Source organism: Ruegeria sp. BJ5 (genome assembly GCF_056537865.1).
Genome location: NZ_JBQFSH010000007.1, coordinates 50,863 through 74,263 on the forward strand (window position 1 = coordinate 50,863; position 23,401 = coordinate 74,263).

Below are 23,401 nucleotides of genomic sequence, written 5' to 3' on the forward strand. Positions count from 1 at the left end.
GCGCATGTTCGACGAAGCTGACGATATCCATCCGCTGTTTGCCGGTGCGCCCTCGACCACCGAGTTCAAGAAGCTGCGCAAACGCATCGTGCGCCAGACGCGCGAAGCGATCGAGCAATACGGCATGGTTGACCCGTCGGCCCACGACAAGGACGGCAAGCCGCCGCGCTGGCTGGTCTGCCTGTCGGGCGGCAAGGACAGCTATACCCTGCTGGCCGTTCTGTACGAGCTGAAGTGGCGCGGCCTGCTGCCCGTGGACCTGCTGGCCTGCAATCTGGATCAGGGGCAGCCGGGCTTTCCAGCCACCGTGCTGCCCGAGTTTCTGGAACGCATGGGCGTGCCGCACCGGATCGAGTATCAGGACACCTATTCCATCGTGGTCGACAAGGTGCCGCAGGGCCGCACCTATTGCGCGCTGTGCTCGCGCCTGCGCCGCGGTAACCTGTACCGGATCGCGCGCGAGGAAGGGTGCTCGGCCGTGGTTCTGGGGCATCACCGCGATGACATCCTGGAAACCTTCTTCATGAACCTGTTCCACGGCGGCCGTCTGGCGACCATGCCTCCGAAACTGGTGAACGAAGAAAGCGACCTGTTCGTCTATCGCCCGCTGGCCCATGTGGCCGAGGCTGATTGCGAGAAATTCGCAAAAGCGATGAACTATCCGATCATCCCCTGTGATCTGTGCGGCAGTCAGGACGGCCTGCAACGCCAGCAGGTCAAACAGATTCTGGACCAATGGGAAAAGAACAGCCCTGGCCGGCGGCAGGTGATGTTCCGCGCACTGACCAATGCCCGGCCCTCGCACCTTCTGGATTCGAAGCTGTTCGATTTTGCCGGACTGACGCTGAACCCCGACAAAAACGGCGAAAATCCGGAAGAAATTCCGCTTCAGCGTTAACGTCTGACTCAGATTGATTTCCTAGCCTCCGATTGGACTCAGTTCGCCCAATTGGAAGGCCGGAATCGATGCTGAAAAGGTTCTCACTCCAGAGTTTTCGGAATGCTCTGCTGACCGTTCTGGCAATGCCGCAGGTTTTGGCGTTCGTACCTGCATTGTGCCTGGCTGCTTTCTGGCTGGGCGGCGACACGGCGTTGGTCGTTGTCGCCCTGGGGTTGCCCTTGTTGTTTTCGGCCGCCCAACGGCTGCAACCGGGCGCCGGTCCTGCTTTGGCGACGCACATGCGGCCCAAGGGACTGTTACCACGTGATGTTTTCTGCGCCGAGATGGAGTATCTGCACAGCACATCGCGGGCAACCGGAGAGGATTCAGCCTGCATCGTTGTGTCTCTAGATGATTTCGACGATGTCGAAGAGCTGCACGGCACCGCGGCAGCCGACTATGTGGCAGGGCGCTTCTGCGACCGCATCTTGGCGGTGATCCGGAGCGAGGATATTGCAACACGCCTGTCGAGAAACACGTTTCTGATCGGGTTGCGCCCCTCACGGCATCTGGACTTGGAAAGCTGCATCCAAACCTCGGGACGCATACAAAGCACGGTGGAGGAACCGATCCCGCTGGACAATGCCAGCCTCTATCTGTCCTGCTCTGCCGGATTCTGCCTGCACTCTGCCGTTGCCGATGAAGAGCCGGACGGCTGGATCGAGGCCGCTCGGGCCGCGCTTGCCGAAGCACAGCGGAACGGGCCTTCCACGATCCGCGCCTACTCCGAGGCCACGCGGCGCAGATCAGTCGTCCATATCAATTTCCGCAAGGAGTTGGAGACTGCTCTGGAAACCGGTCAGATCCGCCCTTGGTTTCAGCCACAGGTTTCAACGGACACCGGCGACATCACCGGGTTTGAGGCCCTTGCTCGATGGGAACACCCTTCCAAGGGAGTTGTAGGGCCGCAGGTGTTTCTGCCTTTTGCCGAACAGGCCAAGCTGATGGACAAGCTGGGCCAGACGATCCGCCACCACGCCTTTCGCGCGATGCGCGACTGGGACTGCGCCGGCGCCGTCATTCCTCGGATCGGCATCAACTTTTCATCGGACGAATTGCGGGACCCCTCACTTGTTGACCGGGTGCGATGGGAGTTGGACCAGTTCGACCTTTCGCCGGACCGGCTGGCCGTGGAAATCCTCGAAACCGTTTTTTCGCGCCGACCCGATGATGTCATCACCCGCAACGTGACCCAGTTGTCCAAGCTCGGCTGTTGCATCGATCTGGACGATTTCGGCACTGGTCACGCATCATTTTCGTCGATCAAGCGCTTTGATGTCTCCCGCATCAAAATCGACCGGTCTTTCGTGTCCAATGCGGATCGGGATCCGTCCCAGCAGCAAATGGTCAGCGCCATTCTGATGATGGCCGAGAGATTGAACCTTGAAACCCTGGCCGAGGGGGTGGAAACCCCCGGCGAGCACGCGCTGATGGCGCAATTGGGGTGTCACCATGTCCAAGGGTTTGGGATCGGCAAGCCGATGCCGGTCGAGCATACGCTAGACTGGATCAAGGACCGCCGCGCGAAACTGGGAGGCGCACCGCGGATTGGCCGCGAAATGGGCCGGAAATCCTGATTTCGGGGACTGGATTGCCCTACACTCACGATTTCCGGGGCGATTCCGCTTGACCTTTTGGGCTGCACTCTGTTGAACCCTGCGGTGTCTTTCACTGCTCAAGGTGGCTGTCCCAGATGGACGATCAGAACAAGAATCTCATCCTTGCAACCGCGCTTAGTTTCCTTGTGATCCTGGTCTGGTTTGTGCTGTTCCCTCCGCCGGAACCGACCACAACGCCTGAGCAGGCCGAGATCAGCGCGTCGGAGGGGAACGAGGTTCAGACGCCCAGCGCCGGAAGCACGTCTGTCGGCGAGGCAACCGCCACCGCTGAGGAAACCCTGCCGGAAGCCACCGCGCCGCGGATCCAAATCGACACGCCGCGTCTGTCGGGCAGCCTGTCGCTTTCGGGTGGACGGATCGACGAACTGTATCTGAAAGACTACAAGGTCTCGATCGACGAGGGCGCGCCGATCGTCGAACTGCTGTCGCCCGTTGGGTCCAATTCGGCCTATTACGCCCTCTACGGGTGGGCACCCGGTGCCGGTTTGGCTGGCTCGGACGTGCCGGGCCCAAATACCATCTGGACGCTGGAACAGGGTGAGACCCTGTCGGTAGACAGCCCAGTAACCCTGAAATGGGAGAATGGCGCGGGCCTGACATTCCGCCGCACGATCGGTGTGGATGCGGATTACATGTTCACCGTGACCCAATCCGTCGAAAACGGCACCGGAGCCGAGGTCGGAATGGCCCCATACGGCATTCTGGCCCGCCACGGCATCGGCGAGGATGGCGATCTGCCGGGTTTGAAGAACTTCTTCATCCTGCATGAAGGTGTGATCGGCATGTCCGACGGGACCCTGTCCGAGGTGGACTATGGCGATGTCCGCGATTTCGACATCGACCCCAACGAACGGGCGCAGGCCGAGGTCTATCAGGTCAAGGAAAACGGCTGGATCGGCTTTACCGACCACTATTGGATGACCACGCTGATCCCCGATCCGGGGTCGGCTTTCAAGGCTGCCGCAAAATATGACGCGCGTCGGAAGATCTACCAGGCCGAAACGGTATTGCCGACGATGACGGTTGCCCCCGGCGAATCCGCCGAGGTTACCACCCGACTGTTTGCCGGCGCCAAGGAATGGGAGACCATCCGCGAATATCAGGCCCAGGGCGTTCAGAAGTTTATCGACAGCATTGACTGGGGTTGGTTCTTCTTCCTGACCAAGCCGATTTTCTGGCTGCTGCACAACATCAACGCCCTGATCGGCAACATGGGTTGGTCGATCATCGGGCTGACCCTGATCATCAAGGCAATCCTGTTCCCGCTGGCGTTCAAATCCTACGTCTCGATGGCGAAGATGAAGGAACTGCAGCCACAGATGGAAGCCCTGAAAGAAGCTGCTGGCGACGACCGTCAGAAGATGCAGCAGGGCATGATGGAGTTGTACAAAAAGGAAAAGGTCAACCCGGCCGCCGGCTGTCTGCCGATCCTGATGCAGATCCCGATCTTCTTTTCTCTCTACAAGGTGATCTTCGTCACCATCGAACTTCGGCAAGCCCCCTGGTTCGGTCCTTTCCGGGACCTGAGTGCGCCGGATCCGACCTCGATCATAAACTTCTTCGGCTGGCTGCCATGGGCCGGACCTGAGCCCGGCACGCTGATGGCAACGATTTTCATCGGCATCCTGCCGCTCCTGCTGGGGATCTCGATGTGGCTGCAGCAAAAGCTGAACCCGGCGCCCACCGACGCGACCCAGGCCATGATCTTTGCCTGGATGCCATGGGTATTCATGTTCATGCTAGGCAGCTTTGCCAGCGGGCTGGTCGTTTACTGGATCGCGAACAACACCATCACGTTCACCCAGCAATACCTGATCATGCGCAGCCAGGGCTATACGCCGGATGTGTTTGGCAACATCAAGTCGGGGTTCAAGAAAACCCCCAAGACGGACAAGAAATGACCGGACAAGTCACGCAGATCTGGCGCCATCCGATCAAAAGCCATGGCAGGGAACCCCTGCAGGAAGTCACCGTTATCCCCGGGCAGACCATGCCCGGGGATCGCGTCTGGGCGGTGGCGCATGAAATGTCCAAGGCCGACGGGTCCGAGTGGGCGCCTTGCGCCAATTTCAGCCGCGGCTCGAAGGCGCCCCAACTGATGGCGATATCGGCCGTTCTGGACGGGGATCGCGTGACCCTCAGCCACCCGAATCGTCCCGATCTGACCTTCCACCCGGACACAGAACAAGACCTGTTTCTGGAGTGGGTCAGCCCGCTGATGCCTGCCGACCGCGCCGCATCGGCACGGATCGTCCGGGTTCCTGGCCGTGGTATGACCGACAGTGACTATCCCTCGGTCAGCCTGTGCAACATGGCCTCGCATCGGGCGGTCGAGCAGCGTCTGGGCCGCGAGCTGTCGATCTGCCGCTGGCGTGGCAACATCTGGTTCGATGGCCTTCCTCTGTGGGAAGAATTTGATTGGCTGGATAGGGACGTGCAGATCGGCGAGGCCGTGTTTCACGTGCGAGAACGGATTACGCGCTGCATGGCAACGACTGCGAACCCCGACACCGGAGTGCGGGACGCAGATACGCTAGGTGCTCTGCGCAGCTGGGACCATCAGGATTTCGGAGTATACGCCGAAGTCATTCGCCAAGGCATGATCCGCCTCGGAGACAAGGTGCAGGTTCAATGAAAGCCCTGCCATTTTCCCTGGCGGCCGATCCCGATGACCACGCAATAGAGGCCGGCCGCAAGCTGTTTGCCGGGCCGTCCGAATTCGTCAAAGGCGTCGTGGCAATGAACGGTCTGCCCGCCCCCGACCGGATCGAGGTCTGTTTCGCCGGCCGCTCGAACGTGGGCAAATCCAGCCTGATCAACGCTCTGACCGGCACCAAGGGGTTGGCCCGCGCGTCGAACACGCCGGGCCGCACGCAAGAGATCAACTTCTTCACTCAAGGCCCCGAGCTGTATCTGGTTGACCTGCCCGGCTATGGCTATGCCAACGCGCCGGTCAAGGTGGTCGAGAAGTGGCAACGCCTTCTGAAACAGTACCTGAGCGGGCGGCAGACCCTGCGCCGGGCCTTCGTGCTGATCGATTCCCGCCACGGCGTGAAACCCGTGGATGACGAGATCATGAAGCTGTTGGACACCAGCGCCGTAACCTTTCAATGCGTGATGACCAAGGCCGACAAGGTCAAGGCCAAGGACCGAGAAAAGGTTCTGGAACAGGTGCGCGGTGCCCTGTCCAAACACCCCGCCGCCTATCCGGAGATCGTGCTGACCTCGTCCGAAAAAGGCGACGGCATCCCAACTCTACGTTCGATCATCGCCAATCTGGAATGATGCTGCTGATGCGCGTCATTTCGGTGCTGACGCTGGTTGCCGTGATGGTATCCGGTGCAATCCCGATGGGCTGGATGCCCACGCGCAACTCGGACGGGGCGATCCTTATGGTGATCTGCACGGGCGACGGCCCGGTCGAGCGCTGGATCGACCCGGGCGAGGACGCCCCGGACCACGACGAAACCGACGAACGCAGCGCCTGCCCTTATGGCGGGGTGAATCTGGCAACCCAATTGCCCGAAGTGGGGACGGTGCTGCCCGCCGACTGGCCGATTGCCGCGCGTTGGGCGCATGTGGATTTCACTCATCGCAGCGCAGGCTTTTACGCCCGGTATGACGCACGGGGTCCGCCCCACCTCTCCTGAAACCGCGAACAAGACCTGAAACCTCGGCCGCCCGGCCGGGGATGTTTCGAATTTCTGGAGACTGAAATGGCCCAAGACAGCCAAACCGGAGTCGCGCAGGCGGCCCGGCGCAAGCACGCGCAAAAATTCTACATGGCCGCCTGGCGGTGGCACTTCTATGCGGGGCTTTTTGTTGTCCCCTTCCTGATCATCCTGGCGGTGACCGGCCTGATGATGATGTTCATTACCCAAGCCGATGGCCGCGACGGAGAAAAGATCGCGGTCGAGATCACGGGACAGGCGATGCCCGCATCCGAACTGGCCGATCTGGTGCAGGCCCGCGTACCGGGCCGCGTGGTCGAATGGACCGGCCCCAAGGCACCGGATCTGGCAACCGTGTTCCGCGTCAAGGCCGAAACAGGCCAGCGCATGGTAGCGATCGACCAGTATTCCAGCAAGGTGATCCAGGTCTGGGACCGTCGCGCGGGGTGGTACGATCTGGCCGACAACATCCACTCGACCCTGCTGATGGGCGATACCGGCGACCGCATTCTGGAAATCGCGGCCGGGATGGCGCTGCTGCTGGTGTTCACCGGCCTTTACATGTGGTGGCCGCGCGGAAACGTTGTGGCGGCCCTGGTGCCTGACCTGCGGGCGCGGGGCCGGGCCCTGTGGAAATCGCTGCACGCGGTCACCGGGTTCTGGATGTCGGTTCTGCTGGTCGGGTTCCTGATCTCGGGCATGTCGTGGACCGGGATCTGGGGCGGCAAGTTCGTGCAGGCCTGGAGCAGCTTTCCGGCCGAGAAATGGGACAACGTCCCACTGTCGGACGATCTGCATGCCAGCATGAACCACGGCAGCCAGAACGACGTGCCCTGGGCGCTGGAACAGACACCGATGCCGGCCTCGGGTTCGGAAGCGGGCATTGCCGGGGTGCCGACGGGTGTTCCGGTCGATATCGATGCGATGGTTGCGCTGGGTGAGTCCCTGGGCATGCAGAACCGGTTCCGCGTTGCCTACCCCAGCGGTGACACGGGCGTGTGGACCCTGAACCGCGACAGCATGAGCGGCGATTCGACCGACGCCACCGAGGACCGCACCGTCCATGTCGACCAGTACACCGGCAAGATTCTGGCCGACGTGCGGTTTCAGGACTATTCGCTGATGGGTAAGGCCATGGCGGTGGGTATTCCGCTGCATATGGGTCTGGCGGGTCTGTGGAACTTTGTCCTGAACGTGGTGTTCTGCCTGTCGGTGATCTTTGTCTGCGTGTCCGGCGTGGTCATGTGGATCAAACGGCGGCCGTCCGGCGCCAGCCGTCTGGCGGCGCCGCCGATGCCGGCTGAGATGCCCCTGTGGAAGGGCGCGGTGCTGATCGGGCTGTTCACGGCCATGGCCTTTCCGCTGGTCGGGCTGACGCTGCTTGCGGTGCTGGCCGTCGACCTGCTGGCGGTCAGCAACATCCCCGCGGTTCGGCGCGCATTCAGCTGATCGGTTCGGGCGGTACCACTGTGGTGCCGCCCATCTGCGTGGCGCGACAGCGTCCCCCTTTTGGCGCGCCACGCAACAAAACCTGTGACCTGCCCGTTCCGGGCTTGGCAGGTCCGGCCAAAGGCCCTAACAGGGAAGGCCAGAGGGACGACAGCCATGAAGAAACAGGACATGAACCGGGATTGGATAGCCACCGCCGCCACGCTCAACAGCGCCCTGCCCTATCTGCAGCGCTATGACGGAGCGATCGTCGTGATCAAGCTGGGCGGGCACGCCATGGGCAGCGACGAAGCGATGGAGAGCTTTGCCCGCGACGTGGTGCTGATGCGTCAGGTCGGCGTGAACCCGGTTGTCGTGCATGGCGGCGGGCCGATGATCAACGCGATGCTGGACAAGCTGGACATCCAGTCGGACTTCGTTAACGGCAAGCGCGTCACCGATGCCGCCACGGTGGAAGTGGTCGAAATGGTGCTGTCCGGCGTGGTGAACAAGCGCATCGTGCAGGCCATCAATGCTCAGGGTGGAACGGCCGTTGGCCTGTCGGGCAAGGATGCCAACCTGATGACCTGTGACCAGACCGATGCGTCGCTGGGCTATGTCGGCACGCCCGCCGAAATGAACCCCAAGATCCTGCATGATCTGTTTTCGCATGACGTGATCCCGGTGATCGCTCCGCTTGGGGCCGGTCGAAACGGGGAGACGTTCAACGTGAATGGCGATACCGCCGCCGGCGCGATTGCCTCGGCGCTGAAGGCCGATCGCCTTCTGCTGTTGACGGACGTATCCGGCGTCAAGAACGCCGCTGGAGAGGTCGTCACCGAGTTGAAGGCTGGCCAGATCCGCGAAATGACCCGCGAGGGCACCATTGCAGGCGGTATGATCCCCAAAACCGAAACCGCGCTGGACGCGCTGCACAGCGGCGTGCGCGCCGTGGTCATTCTGGACGGCCGTGCCCCCAATGCCGTGCTGCTGGAACTGTTCACCGAACATGGTGCGGGATCTCTGATCCGCCCCGACTGACGCGGGCAAGCCCGCCCTTGCAGTTCAGACTCACATGCTTAAATTTGAATGCATGGAGCGTGAACTCATTATCCGCTTGGGCATCTTTCTGACGCTGTTTCTGGCCTTCTCGTTGGCCGAAAGGCTTGCCCCGCGCCGCCCGCTACGCGTGCCTCGATCGCGCCGCTGGCTGACCAACCTGTCGGTCACCCTTCTGAACACGCTGACACTGCGGGCGATGGCGATCGGGTTCCCTTTGCTTACGGTCGGGGCTGCCTTGGATGCCGGCCGGTTGGGCGTCGGAGTTTTCAACGCTTTGGACTGGCCCAAATGGGTCGAGGTCACCCTTTGTGTCCTGGTGCTGGATTTCGCCATCTGGGCGCAACATCTGATCACCCACAAGGTGCCGGTCCTGTGGCGTCTTCATCGTGTGCACCATGCCGACCGGGACATGGATGTCACCACGGCCGTTCGCTTTCATCCGATCGAAATCGCCTTGTCGATGGGCCTGAAGATCGGTCTCGTCTACCTGCTGGGACCCAGCGCGCTGGCGGTCATCCTGTTCGAAATCCTGCTGAACGGCACAGCTTTGTTCAACCATTCGAACATCCGTCTGCCCGCCGTCGTCGATGCCCCTCTGCGCCGAATACTGGTCACACCGGACATGCACCGGGTCCACCATTCGGTGCTGCGCAGGGAACATGACAGCAATTATGGCTTTGCATTATCCATCTGGGATCGTTTGATGGGGACGTATGTGGCGCAGCCCGAGGCCGGCCACGACGACATGACCGTGGGGCTGGAATGGCAGGACGATCGACCGACGAAGCTGGGGTGGAGCCTCGCTCTGCCGTTTCGGCGCAAGTGACCTATGATCAAGTGGTGTCCACATCCGAGGCAGCGGGCCTGATCGTTATGGGCGCGCAACACCCGCGGGTGAGTGGCGCCAAACAGTTGGATACTGGCACGCTTATTCTACTCGGGGCAGGCAGCAGCTTTTGGCCGGTCCTCACCGCTTCGGCCGAGTGGTTGGACGGCAAGCCAGACCCGGTCGACCGTTGGTCGCTCCGAGTGGTCGGCACCCTTGCGGAAAACCTGGGCGCCCAGGCGTTGTATCCATTCGGCGGCCCCCCGTATGCGCCATTCATAGATTGGGCGTTGAATTCGGGACGTACGTTTCAAAGCCCGGTGGGCGCGCTGGTGCACGACACGGTGGGAATGATGATTTCATTGCGTGGAGCCCTGCACTTTGATCACGAGTTCAACATTCCCGTCGCAGACGACCCGTCGCCATGTATCAATTGCCCTGCGCCCTGCGCATCGGCCTGCCCGGTCGGGGCCTTGAACGCCAAAACGTTCTATGACGTCGACGCCTGCCACGGCCACCTGAGAACTCCGCCCGGTCAGGCCTGCATGACACAGGGATGCGCAGCCCGGCTGGCCTGTCCGCTCAGCGTGGGGGCCGGACGTCGGGCCGAGCAATCCGCCCATCACATGAGAGCCTTTCACCCGGAATGACCCGCACGCTTATCCTGACCCGCCACGCAAAATCCAGTTGGGACCATCCCGGCCTGCCCGATCATGACCGACCACTGAACAAGCGCGGGCGAGCTTCGGCCTCCGCCATCGGCGATTGGCTGCGACGCAAGGGTTATAGGCCCGACGAGGTCCTCAGTTCTTCATCCGTGCGCACGCGCGAGACCTGGCTTCGGATGGGGCTGAGCGCGCGCAACATCCGGTTCCTCCCCGAACTCTATCATGCCGCTCCCGAGCAGATGCGGCAGGCGCTGTCCAGCGCGACGGGGCAAACGGTCCTACTGCTGGGCCACAATCCGGGGGTCGCGGAGTTTGCGGAACGTATTGTCCAGTCTGCACCGGAGCACCCGCGGTTCCTCGACTATCCGACCTGTGCGACCACGGTTCTTCAATTTGATATGGCGGACTGGTCCGGAATCGGTTGGCACGACGGCCAGGTGATCGAATTCGTCACGCCGCGCGCGTTGCTAGAATGAAAAAAGGGCGGGATCACCCCGCCCTTTCCAACGTCGTATTCAACCCGTGTCAGTGACCCAGAATCTGGCTGAGGAACAGCTTGGTCCGTTCGCTTTGCGGGTTGTTGAAGAACTCTTCCGGCTCGTTCTGTTCAACGATCTGACCGGCATCCATGAAGATCACCCGGTTCGCCACCTGGCGGGCAAAGCCCATCTCGTGCGTTACGCAGAGCATGGTCATGCCTTCCTCGGCCAGCTCGATCATCGTGTCGAGCACCTCTTTGATCATCTCGGGGTCCAGAGCGGAGGTCGGTTCGTCGAACAGCATGATGCGCGGACGCATGCACAGGCTGCGGGCGATGGCCACACGCTGCTGCTGACCACCCGACAATTGGCCGGGATACTTGTTGGCCTGCTCGGGGATCTTGACCTTTTCGAGAAAGTGCATCGCTGTTTCTTCGGCCTCTTTCTTGGGCGTTTTGCGCACCCAGATCGGGGCCAGCGTGCAGTTCTCCAGTATGGTCAGATGCGGGAAGAGGTTGAAGTGCTGGAACACCATGCCAACCTCGGACCGGATCTTGTCGATGTTCTTCAGATCGTTCGACAACTCGGTTCCATCCACCACGATCTTGCCCTGCTGGTGTTCTTCCAGCGCGTTCAGGCAGCGGATCAGAGTGGATTTGCCCGACCCCGACGGCCCCGCGATCACGATCCGCTCGCCCTGATTGACGGTCAGATTGATGTCGCGCAGCACGTGGAAGGACCCGTACCACTTGTTCATGTTGGTGATTTCGATGGCGACCTCGTCGCTCACCTGCATTTTAGAGCGGTCAATTTCGCGGTCGATTGCAAGTTCAGACATGTGTTGAACTCCTTAGTGATGATCCGTGGCAAGGCGACGCTCGAGCCACTGGGAATATTGAGAGATGCCGTAGCAGACGACGAAGAACAGAAGCGCGGCAAAGCCCAGAAGCTCCCAATAGACGCCGTTCCATTCGGTCGACGCCAGGATGGGACCCCGGATCATGCCCACCAGATCGAACATCGAGATGACCGAAACCAGCGTGGTATCTTTGAACAGGCCAACGGCCACGTTTACGATACCAGGGATTGAGATCTTCAAGGCCTGTGGCAGGATGATCAGACGCATCGCCTGCGGGTAGTCCAGACCCAAACTGTCTGCTGCCTCATACTGACCGCGCGGAAGCGCAGCCAGACCGCCGCGGATCACCTCGGCGATATAGGCGGCAGAGAACATGGTGATCATGATCACAACGCGCAGGAACAGGTCGACCGTGCTGTCAGGCGGGAAGAAATAGGCCAACATCACCGAAGCCACGAACAGCAGCGTGATCAAAGGCACGCCACGGATGAATTCGATGAAGATGACGCAAACCCACTTGATCAGCGGCATATCGGACTGACGACCCAGAGCCAGTGCAATACCCAGAGGCAAGGACAGTGAAACACAGGTCACGCCCAGCATCAGGTTCAGCATAAAACCACCCAGGTCACGGCTGGGCACCGCAGTCAGCAGCGCACCTTCGTTGGCGTCTTCGGGAATTAGCGCCCCGCCGACATTCCACACGACCAGCGCCACGACAATGGCCCCAAAGAACCCTGCTGCAAAGCTGTTGCGGCCAAATTTCTGGAATACCACGCCTGCCGCGACACAGCCCAGCAGGGCCACGATGGGCACCATGATGGTTCCACCCCAAATCAGCCAGAAAGCGATGAACGGGTAGAGCGCCGTGAACAGCAGCAACTTTCGAGGCAGGTCGAAGAACAGAACAGGTGCCACAGCCACCAGCATCAGCACAAACGCCAAGTTCGGGCGCCAATACGCTTCTACCGGATATTTGAACCCGTAGATCAGTTGATGCCAGCGTTCGGTGAGAACTGCGAAACAGGCCCCGGTCTTGCCGTCCAGAATCTCGCGGCATTGCGCCAGCGAATCCGCATTCCAAACTCCGTTCAAAATCCACGGCAAGGTGTTCTTGAGAAGAACATAGATCAGCAGAAGCGACAGAAGGGTAAGGATCGTGTTTGTGACACCCGAGAAAAGGTTCTCACGCAGCCATTTGACGATACCCGTCTGATTTGCCGGCGGAGGCGACGGAGGAATGGTGCCGTCGGCCACAAATGCGATCGGATTTGTTGTTTGATCAGCCATGGCTCAGCGCTCCTTCAACTTGACGGATGCGTTGTAGATGTTCATCGCCATCGAAATCAGCAGCGAGGCTGTCAGATAGAACAGCATCAGCAGCAAGACGCACTCGATCGCGCGACCGGTTTGGTTCAGCGTGATGCCACCCAGTGTTGCGGTGATATCCGCATAGCCGACTGCAATCGCCAGAGACGAGTTCTTGGTGATGTTCAGGTATTGCGAGATCAACGGCGGGATGATGACCCGCAGCGCCTGAGGCAGGATCACAAGATTCATGATCCGGCCGGGACGCAGGCCCAACGCGGCCGCAGCCTCGGTCTGACCTTTTGAAATCGCTTGAATACCCGCACGTACGTTTTCTGCGATGAAGGCGCCGGTATAGATCGACAAAGCGAACCACAATGCGATCAGCGGACCGCCGACCTTGATACCACCGCTGAAGTTAAAACCTTTCAGAGCGGGGACATCCCAGGTCAGGCCCATCAAAATCATTAGCAGCGCAAAAGGCACGAGCCAAACTGCAAGCTTCACAAGGCCGGTCTTTGGACGCTCGCCCGTCTGTTCCTGTTTGAGCGTGGCGCGTTTCTCAATTTCACGAGACGCGAACCAGGAAGCGACCAAAACCGCGATGACCAGCAGCCAATTCAGAAAGGTCGAACCGAACAGCCCATTTGCAAACTCGGGGCGCGGGACATAGACGCCGCGGTTGGTAAAGGCGAACAGATCAAACAGCATGCTGGATGTTGGGTTATCGCCGCGGAACTCCCTCGGTCCCGGCAGCACGGCGGTCATGATCGTGAAGATGATGATGATCCAGATCAGAACCGGAATATTCCGGAAGATTTCCACGTAGACCGCCATCAGCTTGGATACAAGCCAGTTGTTTGACAGGCGCAAAACGCCTGCGATCACGCCAAACACCGTCGCAGTGATACAAGCCAGGACTGCAACCAAAAGCGTGTTGAGAATACCGACGACAGCCGCTCGCCCATGCGAGGACTGGCTGTCATATTCGATCAAACGCTGGTTGATGTCATACCCGGACGGATCGCCCAGGAAAGAATAAGAAATATTGAGCCCTGCGGCCCTAAGGTTCTGGATCAGGTTGTTACCAAGATACCAGATGCTGAGCGCAATAACGATTGCCGCGATCACCTGAAATGTAAGAGAGCGATAGCGTGTATCGTTTATGAGCATCGACAACCGAAAGTCAGCCTTCGGTGGGTCAGTCATAGTCGACATATTTTGGGATCCCCGTGCTTTTCGGACGCTTCCTTCCCGGCAGGGTTTTCCCCGCTCCCGAGCAGCCCGTAGCATTCTGTTTTGCAAAAAAGGGCGCAGGTTGCCCTGCGCCCTTTTCCGTGGATTTTAGCGGAACGGCGGCGAGTACAGCAGGCCACCATCGGTCCACTGTGCGTTCAGACCGCGTGCCAGACCGATCGGGGTTTCCTCACCGATGTTCTTGGCAAACACTTCACCGTAGTTGCCACCCGCCTTGACGGCGCGCATGGCCCACTGTGCGTCCAGACCCAGCATCTCGCCCAGGGTGCCTTCGCTACCCAGCAGACGGTTGATTTCCGGGTTCTCGGTACCTGCAGCCATCTCGTCGATGTTGGCCGAGGTGATGCCCAGCTCTTCAGCCGAGATCAGCGCGTTCAGGGTCCAGCGAACGATGTCGCCCCACTCGTTGTCGCCGTGACGGACAAGCGGGCCAAGCGGCTCTTTCGAGATGATTTCGGGCAGCAGAACGTGATCACCGGGGTTTTCGAACGTGGCGCGGGTTGCGGCCAGGCCCGAGGCGTCGGTGGTGTAAACGTCACAGGCACCTGCCAGGTACTGCTGCTGCGCTTCGGCGTTGGTTTCGATCGGAACCGGCTCGTAGCTGATGTTGTTCGAGCGGAAGAAGTCCGCCAGGTTCAGCTCGGTGGTGGTGCCGGTCTGGATGCAGACGGTTGCGCCATCCAGTTCCTTGGCCGAGCTCACGCCCAGTGCCTTGGGAACCATGAAGCCCTGACCGTCGTAGTAGTTCACACCCACGAATTCGAACTTCAGGTCGACGTCGCGGCTGAAGGTCCAGGTGGTGTTACGGGCCAGCATGTCAACTTCGCCCGAAGCCAGAGCGGTGAAGCGGGTTTTGCCGGTGGTGGGAACGAATTCAACAGCGTTCGCGTCACCCAGAACGGCGGCGGCTACTGCGCGGCATACAGCAACGTCAAAGCCCTGCCATTCGCCATTCGCGTCAGGTGCAGCAAAGCCAACCAGACCGGTGGTTACACCGCAGTTCAGCTTGCCGCGCGCTTTGACGTCGTCCATGGTTCCTGCCGCGGCCGCGCCGGCAGCAAGACCGGCAATCGTCGCCGCGCCCAAGATTACGGATTTTTTCATTTTTACCTCTTCCTGATTTCCCGCCCCATCCCGGGACGGATCTTGTCCGACACACAAAGGTAGCCGGATAGGTTACCCCAAAGGTGTCTCCCCTTTAGTGCGCCCGAGTTTGGGCGCATTCATAAACAAACGTCAAGGGTCGGATCAGTGAAAACGATATGTTCCCGGCAAGGCAGCCGCCCAAGCCTCTCAAATCAGGACCAGAAAGGCTCAAACCGATAGATCGTAGAAGGTTTTCGCATGCAAAAAGGCAATCTTCTTGAGTTCGGCGGCTTGGACCGCCTCGTCGTCGTCCCCCCATTGCTCGGCCTGCCAGGATTCATCCAGCCGAGAAATGCGCCATATCTCGTCCGGTTTGCGCCAGTTTTGGGCAGCGGCAAAACCCAGAATCAACGAACCCGACAGGCTCACAAGGTCGTGAAACGCCGCTAGACGGAACGCGTCCAGGTCGTGAACCTGCCGACGCAGCCTGTCCAGTGCCTCGGGGGCCTGAGGCTGATGCCGTACGCCTTCAACTGGGATCAGCCTGGCGCCCAGCGTTTCCGCGGCCCAGTCCAGCGCGGGATCCCATTCGTGGCGCTGACGTTCGATCAGGGCTTCGGGGTGCGTTGCGCGATAGCACAGCAGGTCCGAATCGCCATAGTCCGACAACATGTCGGCAACTTCCGCGTGCTGATGCTGCACCTTGTCGATTGCCGCGTTGGCCGAACGGGTGAAGGGCATCGTCGCCGGATCGATTTCCTTTTCCTGCGCGTCCCATTCGCGGGCCACCGCCTCGGCCATGGCCCGGGTGGGCAGGACCAGAGCAGCCTTGGCCGGTGTCCGCACGCGGCGGCCGTCCAATTCGATGGTATAGCCACCATCGGTCGCGACCACGGCACTGCCTGTCCAAAAGCGTTTCGGTTTCCACTCACTCATGTCGTTATCCCCAGACTGCGGTCAGGACGCCGGGCAGCTGCTCGAACCGGTCGATCACCGCGGACGCCGCACCTAGCTGCGACCGATCATGATAACCCCAGCCCACACCGATCCCCGCAACCCCGGCGGCCCGCGCCATTTCCATGTCAAAGCTGGTGTCGCCGATCATCACGGCATCACCGGCCGAAACCCCTGTTTCAAAAAGCGCCGTTTCGATCATCGAGGGATGCGGCTTGGATGGATGATGGTCCGCCACCTGACGGGTAACGAAGACAGAATCCAACCCGTGCGCCTCGAGCAAGGCATCCAACCCCCGCTGCGATTTACCCGTCGCCACGCCCAGAAGGATCTCGGGCACGGCCTGCAACGATCTGATAACCTCGCGCGCGCCGGGATAGAGCGGTGAACTTGCCGCCCCCATCTCAAGCCGATGAGCGTGATACGCCTCTTTGTAACCCTCGACCAACCGGCTTTGAGTTGCCTGTGACTGATCCGGCGCGAGGCGTGCGATTGCAATCGGCAAGGACAGCCCCACGATCGACAGGATCGCCGCGCGATCCGGCACCGGAAGGGACAGAGCCTGGAAACTGGCGGTCATGGCCGACACGATGCTGGCCTGGCTGTCCACCAGCGTCCCGTCGACATCGAACAGAACCAGGCGCAGAGGCGCGGTCATTGCAACTCCTCAAACGGGTCCTCGGCGGCCAGATCCTCGGTCCAGCCCAAGGTGTCCCAGCTGTCCTTCATGTGCGGTGGCAGCGGAGCGTTGATCGTGATCTGCTTGCCGGTCATCGGATGCTTGAAGGACGCGGTTCGGGCGTGCAGATGCAGCTTTTTGCTGATGACCCCGCCCAATTGCGCGCCCCAGCCATCGCCTAGGTTTTCCTGACCCGAGCCGCCATATTTCCCATCGCCGATAATCGGGTGCCCGATGGCCGCCATGTGCGCGCGCAGCTGGTGCGTGCGGCCGGTGACGGGCTCCATCGCGACCCAAGATGCACGCCCCGCCACCCGATACAGCGTGGCATAAAGTGTATGGGCTCGTTTGGCACCCGGTGTGCTGTCGATCTCGTTCAGGTGGACGGCGATCATCTTTTCGCCCTCCCCCTGCTTGCCATGACCGGGGGCCTTGACCAGCCCGGTCTTGATCTCGCCCAGATACGGGGTCGGCACGCCTGCCACCAGCGCCCAGTAGATCTTGCGCGTGTTGCGATGCCGGAAGGCCGCGGTCAGCCCCTTGGCCGCTTCGCGCGTACGCGCCATCAGCAGCACGCCCGAGGTGTCCTTGTCGAGCCGGTGCACCAGCCGCGGGCTCTCGTCATAGCCAAAGCGCAGTGCCTCGGCGAGGCCATCCACATGCCGGGCCTGACCGCTACCGCCCTGAACGGGCAGGCCGTGGGGTTTGTTCAGCGCCAACACGTGGTCGTCGCGATAGATCACGCAGGACTGGATCATTTTCGCATCGGCATCGGTCACGCGGGGGCGGGCCGGGGCCGGTTTGTGATCCGGGTCCGGCAGGGGCGGCACGCGCACCACCTGCCCCGCCAGCAACCGCGTCGAGCCCTTGACCCGCCCGCCGTCCACGCGCAGTTCGCCCTTGCGGCACATCTTTTCGATCCGGCCCTGGCTGACATGCGGGAACAGGCGCCGCAGCCAGCGGTCCAACCGTTGGTCGCCGTCGCCCGGCTCGACCGTGATCATCTGTACGCCGCTCATGCCAATACCCCTTGCGACCGGATGCTGCGCGCCCGAAAAATCGCCCGTGTCAGTGCCTCAGAAAACATCCGCGTCTGTCGCGCGCCGCAAGGCAAGAGTCAAGCAGGCTCACGGGTTCGCGGGCCAAGGCCGTTCAGATATCGGTGAAATCCCCGTGCCGCCCGGTCCCATCGCGGAACCGAGCCGCGCCGGATGTGCCCTCGCGGCGGATGGCGTCCAGCCCGTTGGCCCATTCGACCTTCAACGCCTCGCGCATCGGCATCCCCCGGGTTTCGATGATCGAGCGGCGGTCGGCGCGGACGGCCTCCTGCGGGAACCGGGCAATCTCGTGCGCCATCGCTTCGGCCGCCGTGCGGGTTTCACCCTGCGGCACGATTTTCTCGGCAAGTCCGATCCGCTCGCACTCGTCAGCCCTGACCTTGCGCCCGGTCAGCGCGATCTCAAGCGCCTTGCCCTGCCCGACCAGCCGCGGCAGCCGCACCGAACCGCCATCCATCAGCGTGATCCCCCAGCGGCGGCAATAGACGCCCATATAGGCATCCTCGGCCATCACCCGGATGTCGCACCACAGGGCCAGTTCCATTCCGCCGGCCACTGCGGCACCCTCGATTGCGCCGATGACCGGCTTTGACAGCTCCAGCCGCGATGGACCCATCGGCCCCAGCAGCGACGGCGCCGCCCCGATCGGAAAGGCGTGCTTGTCGAAATAGGGCTCGCGCAGGTCCGGGTCAGACAGCGTGGCTGCCATCTTGAGGTCCCAGCCCGCGCAGAAATTGCCGCCCTTGCCCCAGAACACGGCGGCCTTGGCCGTGCTGTCCTCGAAGGCGATGAAGGCCTCGGCCAAGGCTGCCGCGTGTTCGGCATCCACGGCGTTTCTGGCCTGGGGCCGGTCGTGGACGATAGTCCACACTTCGTCTGTCTTGTCGATGGAAACGGTCATCTGCGCTCCTCCCTGGCGGCATGTAACCCTAGGGAAACCCGGGCACGCCTTGGGTGTCGCGCAGAACGCGACGGCACGGTCTGATCTGACCCCGCGTCACGACCCGCTGCGTTGACTGCGTATTTTCGAAAAGTAGTCCAGACGCTTTTTCAACTCGCGCTCGAACCCGCGTTCGACCGGCTGGTACAGAACCGGCCGCTTCATGGTCTCGGGAAAGTAGTTCTGCCCCGAGAACCCGTCCTCGGCATCATGGTCATAGGCATAGCCCGCGCCGTAGCCCTGATCCTTCATCAATCCGGTCGGCGCGTTCAGGATGTGTTTGGGTGGCGGCTCGCTGCCCGACTGCTTGGCCAGACGCATCGCGGCCTTGTAGCCCACATAGGCCCCGTTGGATTTAGGCGCCAGCGCCAGATAGACGACCGCCTGCGCCAGCGCCAACTCACCCTCGGGCGACCCGAGCCGCTCGTACACTTCCCAGGCATGCAGGCAGATCGACTGGGCCTGCGGATCGGCCAGACCGATATCCTCGACCGCCATCCGGGTGATGCGGCGGGCCAGATAGCGAGGATCCTCGCCCCCGGTCAGCATCCGGGCGAACCAGTACAGCGCCGCATCCGGGTCGGACCCGCGCACCGATTTGTGCAGCGCCGAGATCAGGTTGTAGTGCTCGTCCCCCGACTTGTCGTATTTCGCGGCGCGGCGCATCAGGCGCTTGGCCAACGCGTCGGGGTCCAGCGGCGCGTCCACCGACCAGGCCGCGATCTGTTCGATCAGGTTCAACAGTGCCCGGCCGTCTCCATCCGCCATTTCCTGCAGCGCATCGCGGGTGGCGGGGGTCAGAGGCAGCGCCTTGCCCAGCTCTTTTTCGGCACGCTGTGTCAGGCGTTCCAGATCGGCCAGCCCCAGCCGTTCCAGCACCAGCACCTGCGCGCGGCTGAGCACGGCGGCGTTCAACTCGAACGAGGGGTTTTCGGTGGTCGCGCCCACCAGAAGGATCGTCCCGTCCTCCATATGCGGCAGGAACCCGTCCTGCTGGGCCTTGTTGAAGCGATGGATCTCGTCTACGAACAACAGCGTCCCCTTGCCGTTCCGCCGCCGCAACTTGGCGGCCTCGAACACCTTCTTGAGGTCAGGAACACCGGTGAAGATCGCGCTGATCTGTTCGAAATGAAGGTCGGTTTCCTTGGCCAGTAGCCGCGCGATCGTGGTTTTGCCTACCCCAGGCGGCCCCCAGAAGATCAGGCTGGACAGGCTGCCTGACGCCAGCATCACCCCCAGCGGCGCCTCTGGGCCCAGAACCTGTTGCTGTCCGATCACCTCGGACAGCGCCTGGGGCCGCAGCCGGTCGGCCAGCGGGCGGTTCGGGGCCGGCTCGGAGCCCTGGTCTTCGGTGTCGAACAGGTCACTCATGCCGTCAGAGCCTGAACCGCAACGACACAGGCTTGCCACCGCGCACCAGATCGATCCGCACCCGCCGCCCCGGGTCGCGCAGCGCCCGAACGATGTCGCGCGGGCGTTCAGCCTGTCGCCCGTTCACGGCATTAATGACATCGCCGGGCCGCAAGCCGGCCCGAGCACCATATGGGCCGGGGTCGACCACGACCACCCCGGTCTGCGACAGAAGCAGGCCCATCTTGGCAATCATTGCCGGGTTGATGCGCGCAACCGTCATACCCGGCAGAACCGTGCGATCGTCCAGAGTGGTTTCCTCGGCCGGAGGCGTCTCGGGCGCGGGCACCAGATCGACGCTGACCTCAGCACGCTCGCTGCCGCGGAGCCGGGTCAGAACGGATGTCCCGCCAACACCCGCCACAGACATGCGGAACTTCATCTCAGCCGGAGAATTCACCTCTTCGCCGTCCACATGCGTGACGATATCGCCGACCCGCAAGCCGGCTTCGGCCAACGGGCTAAGCGGATGGAGATCCGAGATCACAACGCCCTGCGGCAGCGAAAGCCCAAGGGATTCGGCAATGTCCGCGCTCATGGTCTGTCCGGCCATACCCGCCCAAGGGCTGACGAAACCGTCGTTTCCTTCCTGAGCCTGCCGTAGAAACTCTGCGACCAGATTGGCCGGAATGGCGAAGCCAATCCCATTGGATCCACCCGACCGCGTCAGGATCGAGGTGTTAATTCCGATCAGGTCACCATTCACGTCGATCAGGGCGCCGCCGGAATTGCCCGGGTTGATGGGCGCGTCGGTCTGAATGAAATAGCCCCGCGCATTGCCGGTGGCGGTGCCAGACCGCGCCAGCCCCGAGATGATGCCAGACGAAACGGTCTGCCCGACGCCGAACGGATTGCCGATGGCCAGAGCCAACTCCCCCACCTCGACATGGTCAGAATCCCGCAGACGCAGAAACGGCAGTCCCTGCGCGTCCTGCAGGCGCAGGATGGCGATGTCGCTTTCCTCGTCGCCCAGAACGACCTCGGCCTGGAACTCGCGACGATCCGTGGTCACGACCCGGATCTCGGTCGCGGTGCCAACAACGTGATAGTTCGAGACAACATAGCCGTCCTCGGTCAGGATGACGCCCGACCCCAGCGAGTTTTGAACCCGCGGCCGCGGCACACCGAACCCGCCGCCAAAAAAGTCGCGAAAGAACGGATCCGTGAAAATCGGGCTGCTGCGCCCGGGCCGGACGATCTTGGCATAGATGTTCACCACCGCCGGGGCCGCCTTTTTGACCACCGGGGCAAAACCCATCGAAATCTCGACCTGTGACTGAGGAACCCGCGTCTCGGCACCGGCATGGGTGGCCAGTGTCATCAGGCATAAGGCCAGGATCGTGCGTATCATGACAGCTCCGTTCATCATCCGCCGAAGATATGCGGAGGTCGGCACGCGAATGCAATAGAGCACGCGAAACCTTGCCGCTGCCATGTCCGCCGCGACCGAGGCGATCCATAAGAAAAAGCCCCTGACCGGGATGTCCGGACAGGGGCCATGAAACGGCAATGCGGCCGGTTCTTATTCTTCGTCAACGTCCACTTCTTCAGCGGCAACGCGGGCCTTGTCGGCTGCGCCTTTGGCGTCGATGTCGCGATCAACGAATTCGATGATCGCCATCGGAGCCATGTCGCCATAGCGGAAGCCGGCTTTCAGGATGCGGACATAACCGCCCTGACGGTCCTTGTAGCGCGGGCCCAGAACCTCGAACAGCTTGGCGACGTCCTTGTCTTCCTTCAGCTGAGCTGCGGCCTGACGGCGGGCGTGCAAGTCGCCGCGCTTGCCCAGCGTGATCAGTTTTTCAACGATCGGGCGCAGTTCTTTTGCCTTGGGCAGGGTCGTCTTGATCTGTTCGTGCTCGATCAGCGAGCCGGCCATGTTCGAGAACAGGGCCTTGCGGTGCTCATGAGTACGGTTCAGGCGGCGGTAACCACGTGCGTGACGCATTTTTCAATTCCTTCTTTCGCGTTTTGCTTTGTCTGGCCGGCGATGCGTGTCACCGGCTCTCCTTGGGGCGGAAATGCCCATACGGTCCCCGGCAGCCCGGGCATTGGCGAAGACGCGCTTAGAACGCGTCTTCGAATTTCTTCGCCAGATCTTCGATGTTGTCGGGCGGCCAATCCTCGACATCCATGCCGAGGTGCAGACCCATGCCGGACAGCACTTCCTTGATCTCGTTCAGCGACTTGCGGCCGAAGTTCGGAGTGCGCAGCATCTCGGCTTCGGTCTTCTGGATCAGATCGCCGATATAGACGATGTTGTCGTTCTTCAGGCAGTTTGCCGAACGGACCGACAGCTCCAGCTCGTCCACTTTCTTCAGCAGCAGCGGGTTGAACTCCAGACCATCGTCCTCGTCCTGGCGGCCAGCCGATTCCGGTTCGTCGAAGTTGACGAAGATCGACAGCTGATCCTGCAGGATGCGCGCGGCAAAGGCCAGCGCGTCCTCGGGTGTGATCGAGCCGTCGGTTTCGATCTTCATGGTCAGCTTGTCATAGTCCAGAACCTGACCTTCACGGGTCGGCTGAACGTCATAGGCGACCTTCTTGACCGGCGAATAGATCGCGTCGATCGGGATCAGGCCGATGGGTGCATCTTCGGGCTTGTTCTTCTCGGCCGAGACATAGCCTTTGCCAGTGTTGACGGTCAGTTCCATGAACAGCTCGGCGCCATCGTCCAGGTGGCAGATGACGTGATCACGGTTCAGAACCTCGATGCCGGCGCTTTCGCTGATATCACCGGCGGTGACAACTGCGGGGCCTTTGGCATTGATCGACAGGCGCTTGGGCCCTTCGACTTCCATGCGCAGAGCAACCTGCTTGAGGTTCAGGATGATGTCGGTGACGTCTTCACGAACGCCTGCGACCGAGCTGAACTCGTGCAGGACGTTGTCGATCTGGACGCTGGTGATGGCCGCGCCTTGCAGCGAGCTCATCAGAACACGGCGCAGCGCGTTGCCCAGGGTCAGACCAAAGCCACGCTCCAGCGGCTCCGCAACCAGGGTTGCCTGCCGCGCGGGATCGTTGCCCGGCTTGCCTTCCAGCTGGGTCGGCTTGATCAATTCTGCCCAATTCTTGTGGATCATGTAATCCCTCCATTCCTGTCTGCGCCCCATGACCAATCAGGTGCAGACGCCCGAGGTTTCAAAACGGCGAACCG

At 61.5% G+C, this 23,401-nt stretch carries 23 protein-coding genes; 11 read left to right on the top strand and 12 right to left on the bottom strand.

Going from position 1 to position 23,401, the window contains the following annotated elements; genetic code table 11:
* Positions 1 to 4 precede the first annotated feature (4 nt).
* The 11 genes from ttcA (at position 5) to ACR0NY_RS18610 (ending at position 10,690) form a co-directional block, all read left to right on the top strand.
* Positions 5 to 898 carry a tRNA 2-thiocytidine(32) synthetase TtcA gene (gene ttcA / locus ACR0NY_RS18560; RefSeq protein ID WP_170370210.1) on the top strand — a complete coding sequence of 298 codons (894 nt, stop codon included), beginning with the start codon at positions 5 to 7 and terminating at the stop codon, positions 896 to 898.
* A 68-nt stretch (positions 899 to 966) separates the two neighbouring features.
* Positions 967 to 2,517 (top strand): putative bifunctional diguanylate cyclase/phosphodiesterase, encoded by a 1,551-nt coding sequence (locus tag ACR0NY_RS18565; protein WP_254433004.1) that lies wholly within the window; start codon positions 967 to 969, stop codon positions 2,515 to 2,517.
* A 116-nt stretch (positions 2,518 to 2,633) separates the two neighbouring features.
* Complete coding sequence (yidC, locus tag ACR0NY_RS18570) at positions 2,634 to 4,460, top strand: membrane protein insertase YidC (protein WP_170342930.1); 1,827 nt, start codon at positions 2,634 to 2,636, stop codon at positions 4,458 to 4,460.
* On the top strand, positions 4,457 to 5,194 hold the full coding sequence (locus ACR0NY_RS18575; protein WP_170342932.1) for an MOSC domain-containing protein: 738 nt from the start codon (positions 4,457 to 4,459) through the stop codon (positions 5,192 to 5,194). The genes yidC and ACR0NY_RS18575 overlap by 4 nt, the downstream gene beginning before the upstream one ends.
* Positions 5,191 to 5,844, top strand: a complete 654-nt coding sequence (gene yihA / locus ACR0NY_RS18580) for a ribosome biogenesis GTP-binding protein YihA/YsxC (RefSeq protein ID WP_170342933.1) — start codon at positions 5,191 to 5,193, stop codon at positions 5,842 to 5,844. The genes ACR0NY_RS18575 and yihA overlap by 4 nt, the downstream gene beginning before the upstream one ends.
* An 8-nt stretch (positions 5,845 to 5,852) precedes the next feature.
* On the top strand, positions 5,853 to 6,209 hold the full coding sequence (locus ACR0NY_RS18585) for a DUF2946 family protein (protein WP_254433005.1): 357 nt from the start codon (positions 5,853 to 5,855) through the stop codon (positions 6,207 to 6,209).
* Between the two features lie 66 nt (positions 6,210 to 6,275).
* Complete coding sequence (locus ACR0NY_RS18590) at positions 6,276 to 7,679, top strand: PepSY-associated TM helix domain-containing protein (protein WP_170370212.1); 1,404 nt, start codon at positions 6,276 to 6,278, stop codon at positions 7,677 to 7,679.
* Positions 7,680 to 7,835: 156 nt separating this feature from the next.
* Positions 7,836 to 8,699, top strand: a complete 864-nt coding sequence (gene argB, locus ACR0NY_RS18595; protein WP_093965404.1) for an acetylglutamate kinase — start codon at positions 7,836 to 7,838, stop codon at positions 8,697 to 8,699.
* A gap of 52 nt (positions 8,700 to 8,751) precedes the next feature.
* A complete protein-coding gene (locus ACR0NY_RS18600; RefSeq protein WP_170342987.1) occupies positions 8,752 to 9,546 on the top strand; it encodes a sterol desaturase family protein in 795 nt (264 codons plus the stop codon).
* Complete coding sequence (locus ACR0NY_RS18605) at positions 9,543 to 10,196, top strand: 4Fe-4S dicluster domain-containing protein (protein ID WP_170342989.1); 654 nt, start codon at positions 9,543 to 9,545, stop codon at positions 10,194 to 10,196. Before ACR0NY_RS18600 ends, ACR0NY_RS18605 begins: the two co-directional genes overlap by 4 nt.
* Positions 10,193 to 10,690, top strand: a complete 498-nt coding sequence (locus ACR0NY_RS18610) for a SixA phosphatase family protein (RefSeq protein ID WP_170342936.1) — start codon at positions 10,193 to 10,195, stop codon at positions 10,688 to 10,690. Before ACR0NY_RS18605 ends, ACR0NY_RS18610 begins: the two co-directional genes overlap by 4 nt.
* A gap of 49 nt (positions 10,691 to 10,739) precedes the next feature.
* Here ACR0NY_RS18610 and ACR0NY_RS18615 read toward each other — a convergent pair whose 3' ends face one another.
* From ACR0NY_RS18615 to ACR0NY_RS18670, 12 genes are all read right to left on the bottom strand, one after another.
* Positions 10,740 to 11,531, bottom strand: coding sequence for an amino acid ABC transporter ATP-binding protein (locus tag ACR0NY_RS18615; protein WP_170342938.1), 792 nt, complete (start codon positions 11,529 to 11,531; stop codon positions 10,740 to 10,742).
* Positions 11,532 to 11,543: 12 nt separating this feature from the next.
* Positions 11,544 to 12,842: an amino acid ABC transporter permease gene (locus tag ACR0NY_RS18620; RefSeq protein ID WP_170370214.1), complete on the bottom strand. Its 1,299-nt coding sequence runs from the start codon at positions 12,840 to 12,842 to the stop codon at positions 11,544 to 11,546.
* 3 nt (positions 12,843 to 12,845) lie between these two features.
* Positions 12,846 to 14,078, bottom strand: a complete 1,233-nt coding sequence (locus tag ACR0NY_RS18625) for an amino acid ABC transporter permease (RefSeq protein ID WP_093965394.1) — start codon at positions 14,076 to 14,078, stop codon at positions 12,846 to 12,848.
* A 126-nt stretch (positions 14,079 to 14,204) separates the two neighbouring features.
* Positions 14,205 to 15,221, bottom strand: coding sequence for an amino acid ABC transporter substrate-binding protein (locus ACR0NY_RS18630; protein ID WP_093965393.1), 1,017 nt, complete (start codon positions 15,219 to 15,221; stop codon positions 14,205 to 14,207).
* A 210-nt stretch (positions 15,222 to 15,431) separates the two neighbouring features.
* Complete coding sequence (locus ACR0NY_RS18635; RefSeq protein WP_170342941.1) at positions 15,432 to 16,139, bottom strand: ATP12 family chaperone protein; 708 nt, start codon at positions 16,137 to 16,139, stop codon at positions 15,432 to 15,434.
* A 4-nt stretch (positions 16,140 to 16,143) separates the two neighbouring features.
* Positions 16,144 to 16,815 carry an HAD-IA family hydrolase gene (locus ACR0NY_RS18640; protein ID WP_170342943.1) on the bottom strand — a complete coding sequence of 224 codons (672 nt, stop codon included), beginning with the start codon at positions 16,813 to 16,815 and terminating at the stop codon, positions 16,144 to 16,146.
* Positions 16,812 to 17,855: an RluA family pseudouridine synthase gene (locus ACR0NY_RS18645; RefSeq protein ID WP_170342944.1), complete on the bottom strand. Its 1,044-nt coding sequence runs from the start codon at positions 17,853 to 17,855 to the stop codon at positions 16,812 to 16,814. Before ACR0NY_RS18645 ends, ACR0NY_RS18640 begins: the two co-directional genes overlap by 4 nt.
* 133 nt (positions 17,856 to 17,988) lie before the next feature.
* A complete protein-coding gene (locus ACR0NY_RS18650) occupies positions 17,989 to 18,795 on the bottom strand; it encodes a crotonase/enoyl-CoA hydratase family protein (RefSeq protein ID WP_170370216.1) in 807 nt (268 codons plus the stop codon).
* Positions 18,796 to 18,891: 96 nt separating this feature from the next.
* Entirely contained in the window at positions 18,892 to 20,205 is a 1,314-nt protein-coding gene (locus ACR0NY_RS18655; RefSeq protein ID WP_170370218.1) for a replication-associated recombination protein A, read from the bottom strand.
* A 4-nt stretch (positions 20,206 to 20,209) separates the two neighbouring features.
* Positions 20,210 to 21,595, bottom strand: a complete 1,386-nt coding sequence (locus ACR0NY_RS18660; RefSeq protein ID WP_170370220.1) for a trypsin-like peptidase domain-containing protein — start codon at positions 21,593 to 21,595, stop codon at positions 20,210 to 20,212.
* A gap of 171 nt (positions 21,596 to 21,766) precedes the next feature.
* Positions 21,767 to 22,192, bottom strand: coding sequence for a 50S ribosomal protein L17 (rplQ, locus tag ACR0NY_RS18665; protein ID WP_093965383.1), 426 nt, complete (start codon positions 22,190 to 22,192; stop codon positions 21,767 to 21,769).
* Between the two features lie 118 nt (positions 22,193 to 22,310).
* Positions 22,311 to 23,327 (bottom strand): DNA-directed RNA polymerase subunit alpha, encoded by a 1,017-nt coding sequence (locus ACR0NY_RS18670; protein WP_170342951.1) that lies wholly within the window; start codon positions 23,325 to 23,327, stop codon positions 22,311 to 22,313.
* Positions 23,328 to 23,401 lie beyond the last annotated feature (74 nt).

What these genes read in the sequence shown, in the direction of transcription:
- ACR0NY_RS18650 (WP_170370216.1), bottom strand. Translation starts at nt 18,795, where the DNA reads ATGACCGTTTCCATCGACAAGACAGACGAAGTGTGGACTATCGTCCAC.
- argB (WP_093965404.1), top strand. Translation starts at nt 7,836, where the DNA reads ATGAAGAAACAGGACATGAACCGGGATTGGATAGCCACCGCCGCCACG.
- ACR0NY_RS18635 (WP_170342941.1), bottom strand. Translation starts at nt 16,139, where the DNA reads ATGAGTGAGTGGAAACCGAAACGCTTTTGGACAGGCAGTGCCGTGGTC.
- yihA (WP_170342933.1), top strand. Translation starts at nt 5,191, where the DNA reads ATGAAAGCCCTGCCATTTTCCCTGGCGGCCGATCCCGATGACCACGCA.
- ACR0NY_RS18620 (WP_170370214.1), bottom strand. Translation starts at nt 12,842, where the DNA reads ATGGCTGATCAAACAACAAATCCGATCGCATTTGTGGCCGACGGCACC.
- ACR0NY_RS18670 (WP_170342951.1), bottom strand. Translation starts at nt 23,327, where the DNA reads ATGATCCACAAGAATTGGGCAGAATTGATCAAGCCGACCCAGCTGGAA.
- ACR0NY_RS18590 (WP_170370212.1), top strand. Translation starts at nt 6,276, where the DNA reads ATGGCCCAAGACAGCCAAACCGGAGTCGCGCAGGCGGCCCGGCGCAAG.
- ACR0NY_RS18660 (WP_170370220.1), bottom strand. Translation starts at nt 21,595, where the DNA reads ATGATACGCACGATCCTGGCCTTATGCCTGATGACACTGGCCACCCAT.
- ACR0NY_RS18615 (WP_170342938.1), bottom strand. Translation starts at nt 11,531, where the DNA reads ATGTCTGAACTTGCAATCGACCGCGAAATTGACCGCTCTAAAATGCAG.
- rplQ (WP_093965383.1), bottom strand. Translation starts at nt 22,192, where the DNA reads ATGCGTCACGCACGTGGTTACCGCCGCCTGAACCGTACTCATGAGCAC.
- yidC (WP_170342930.1), top strand. Translation starts at nt 2,634, where the DNA reads ATGGACGATCAGAACAAGAATCTCATCCTTGCAACCGCGCTTAGTTTC.
- ACR0NY_RS18565 (WP_254433004.1), top strand. Translation starts at nt 967, where the DNA reads ATGCTGAAAAGGTTCTCACTCCAGAGTTTTCGGAATGCTCTGCTGACC.
- ACR0NY_RS18640 (WP_170342943.1), bottom strand. Translation starts at nt 16,815, where the DNA reads ATGACCGCGCCTCTGCGCCTGGTTCTGTTCGATGTCGACGGGACGCTG.
- ACR0NY_RS18630 (WP_093965393.1), bottom strand. Translation starts at nt 15,221, where the DNA reads ATGAAAAAATCCGTAATCTTGGGCGCGGCGACGATTGCCGGTCTTGCT.
- ACR0NY_RS18610 (WP_170342936.1), top strand. Translation starts at nt 10,193, where the DNA reads ATGACCCGCACGCTTATCCTGACCCGCCACGCAAAATCCAGTTGGGAC.
- ACR0NY_RS18585 (WP_254433005.1), top strand. Translation starts at nt 5,853, where the DNA reads ATGCGCGTCATTTCGGTGCTGACGCTGGTTGCCGTGATGGTATCCGGT.
- ACR0NY_RS18575 (WP_170342932.1), top strand. Translation starts at nt 4,457, where the DNA reads ATGACCGGACAAGTCACGCAGATCTGGCGCCATCCGATCAAAAGCCAT.
- ACR0NY_RS18645 (WP_170342944.1), bottom strand. Translation starts at nt 17,855, where the DNA reads ATGAGCGGCGTACAGATGATCACGGTCGAGCCGGGCGACGGCGACCAA.
- ACR0NY_RS18600 (WP_170342987.1), top strand. Translation starts at nt 8,752, where the DNA reads ATGGAGCGTGAACTCATTATCCGCTTGGGCATCTTTCTGACGCTGTTT.
- ACR0NY_RS18655 (WP_170370218.1), bottom strand. Translation starts at nt 20,205, where the DNA reads ATGAGTGACCTGTTCGACACCGAAGACCAGGGCTCCGAGCCGGCCCCG.
- ACR0NY_RS18625 (WP_093965394.1), bottom strand. Translation starts at nt 14,078, where the DNA reads ATGTCGACTATGACTGACCCACCGAAGGCTGACTTTCGGTTGTCGATG.
- ttcA (WP_170370210.1), top strand. Translation starts at nt 5, where the DNA reads ATGTTCGACGAAGCTGACGATATCCATCCGCTGTTTGCCGGTGCGCCC.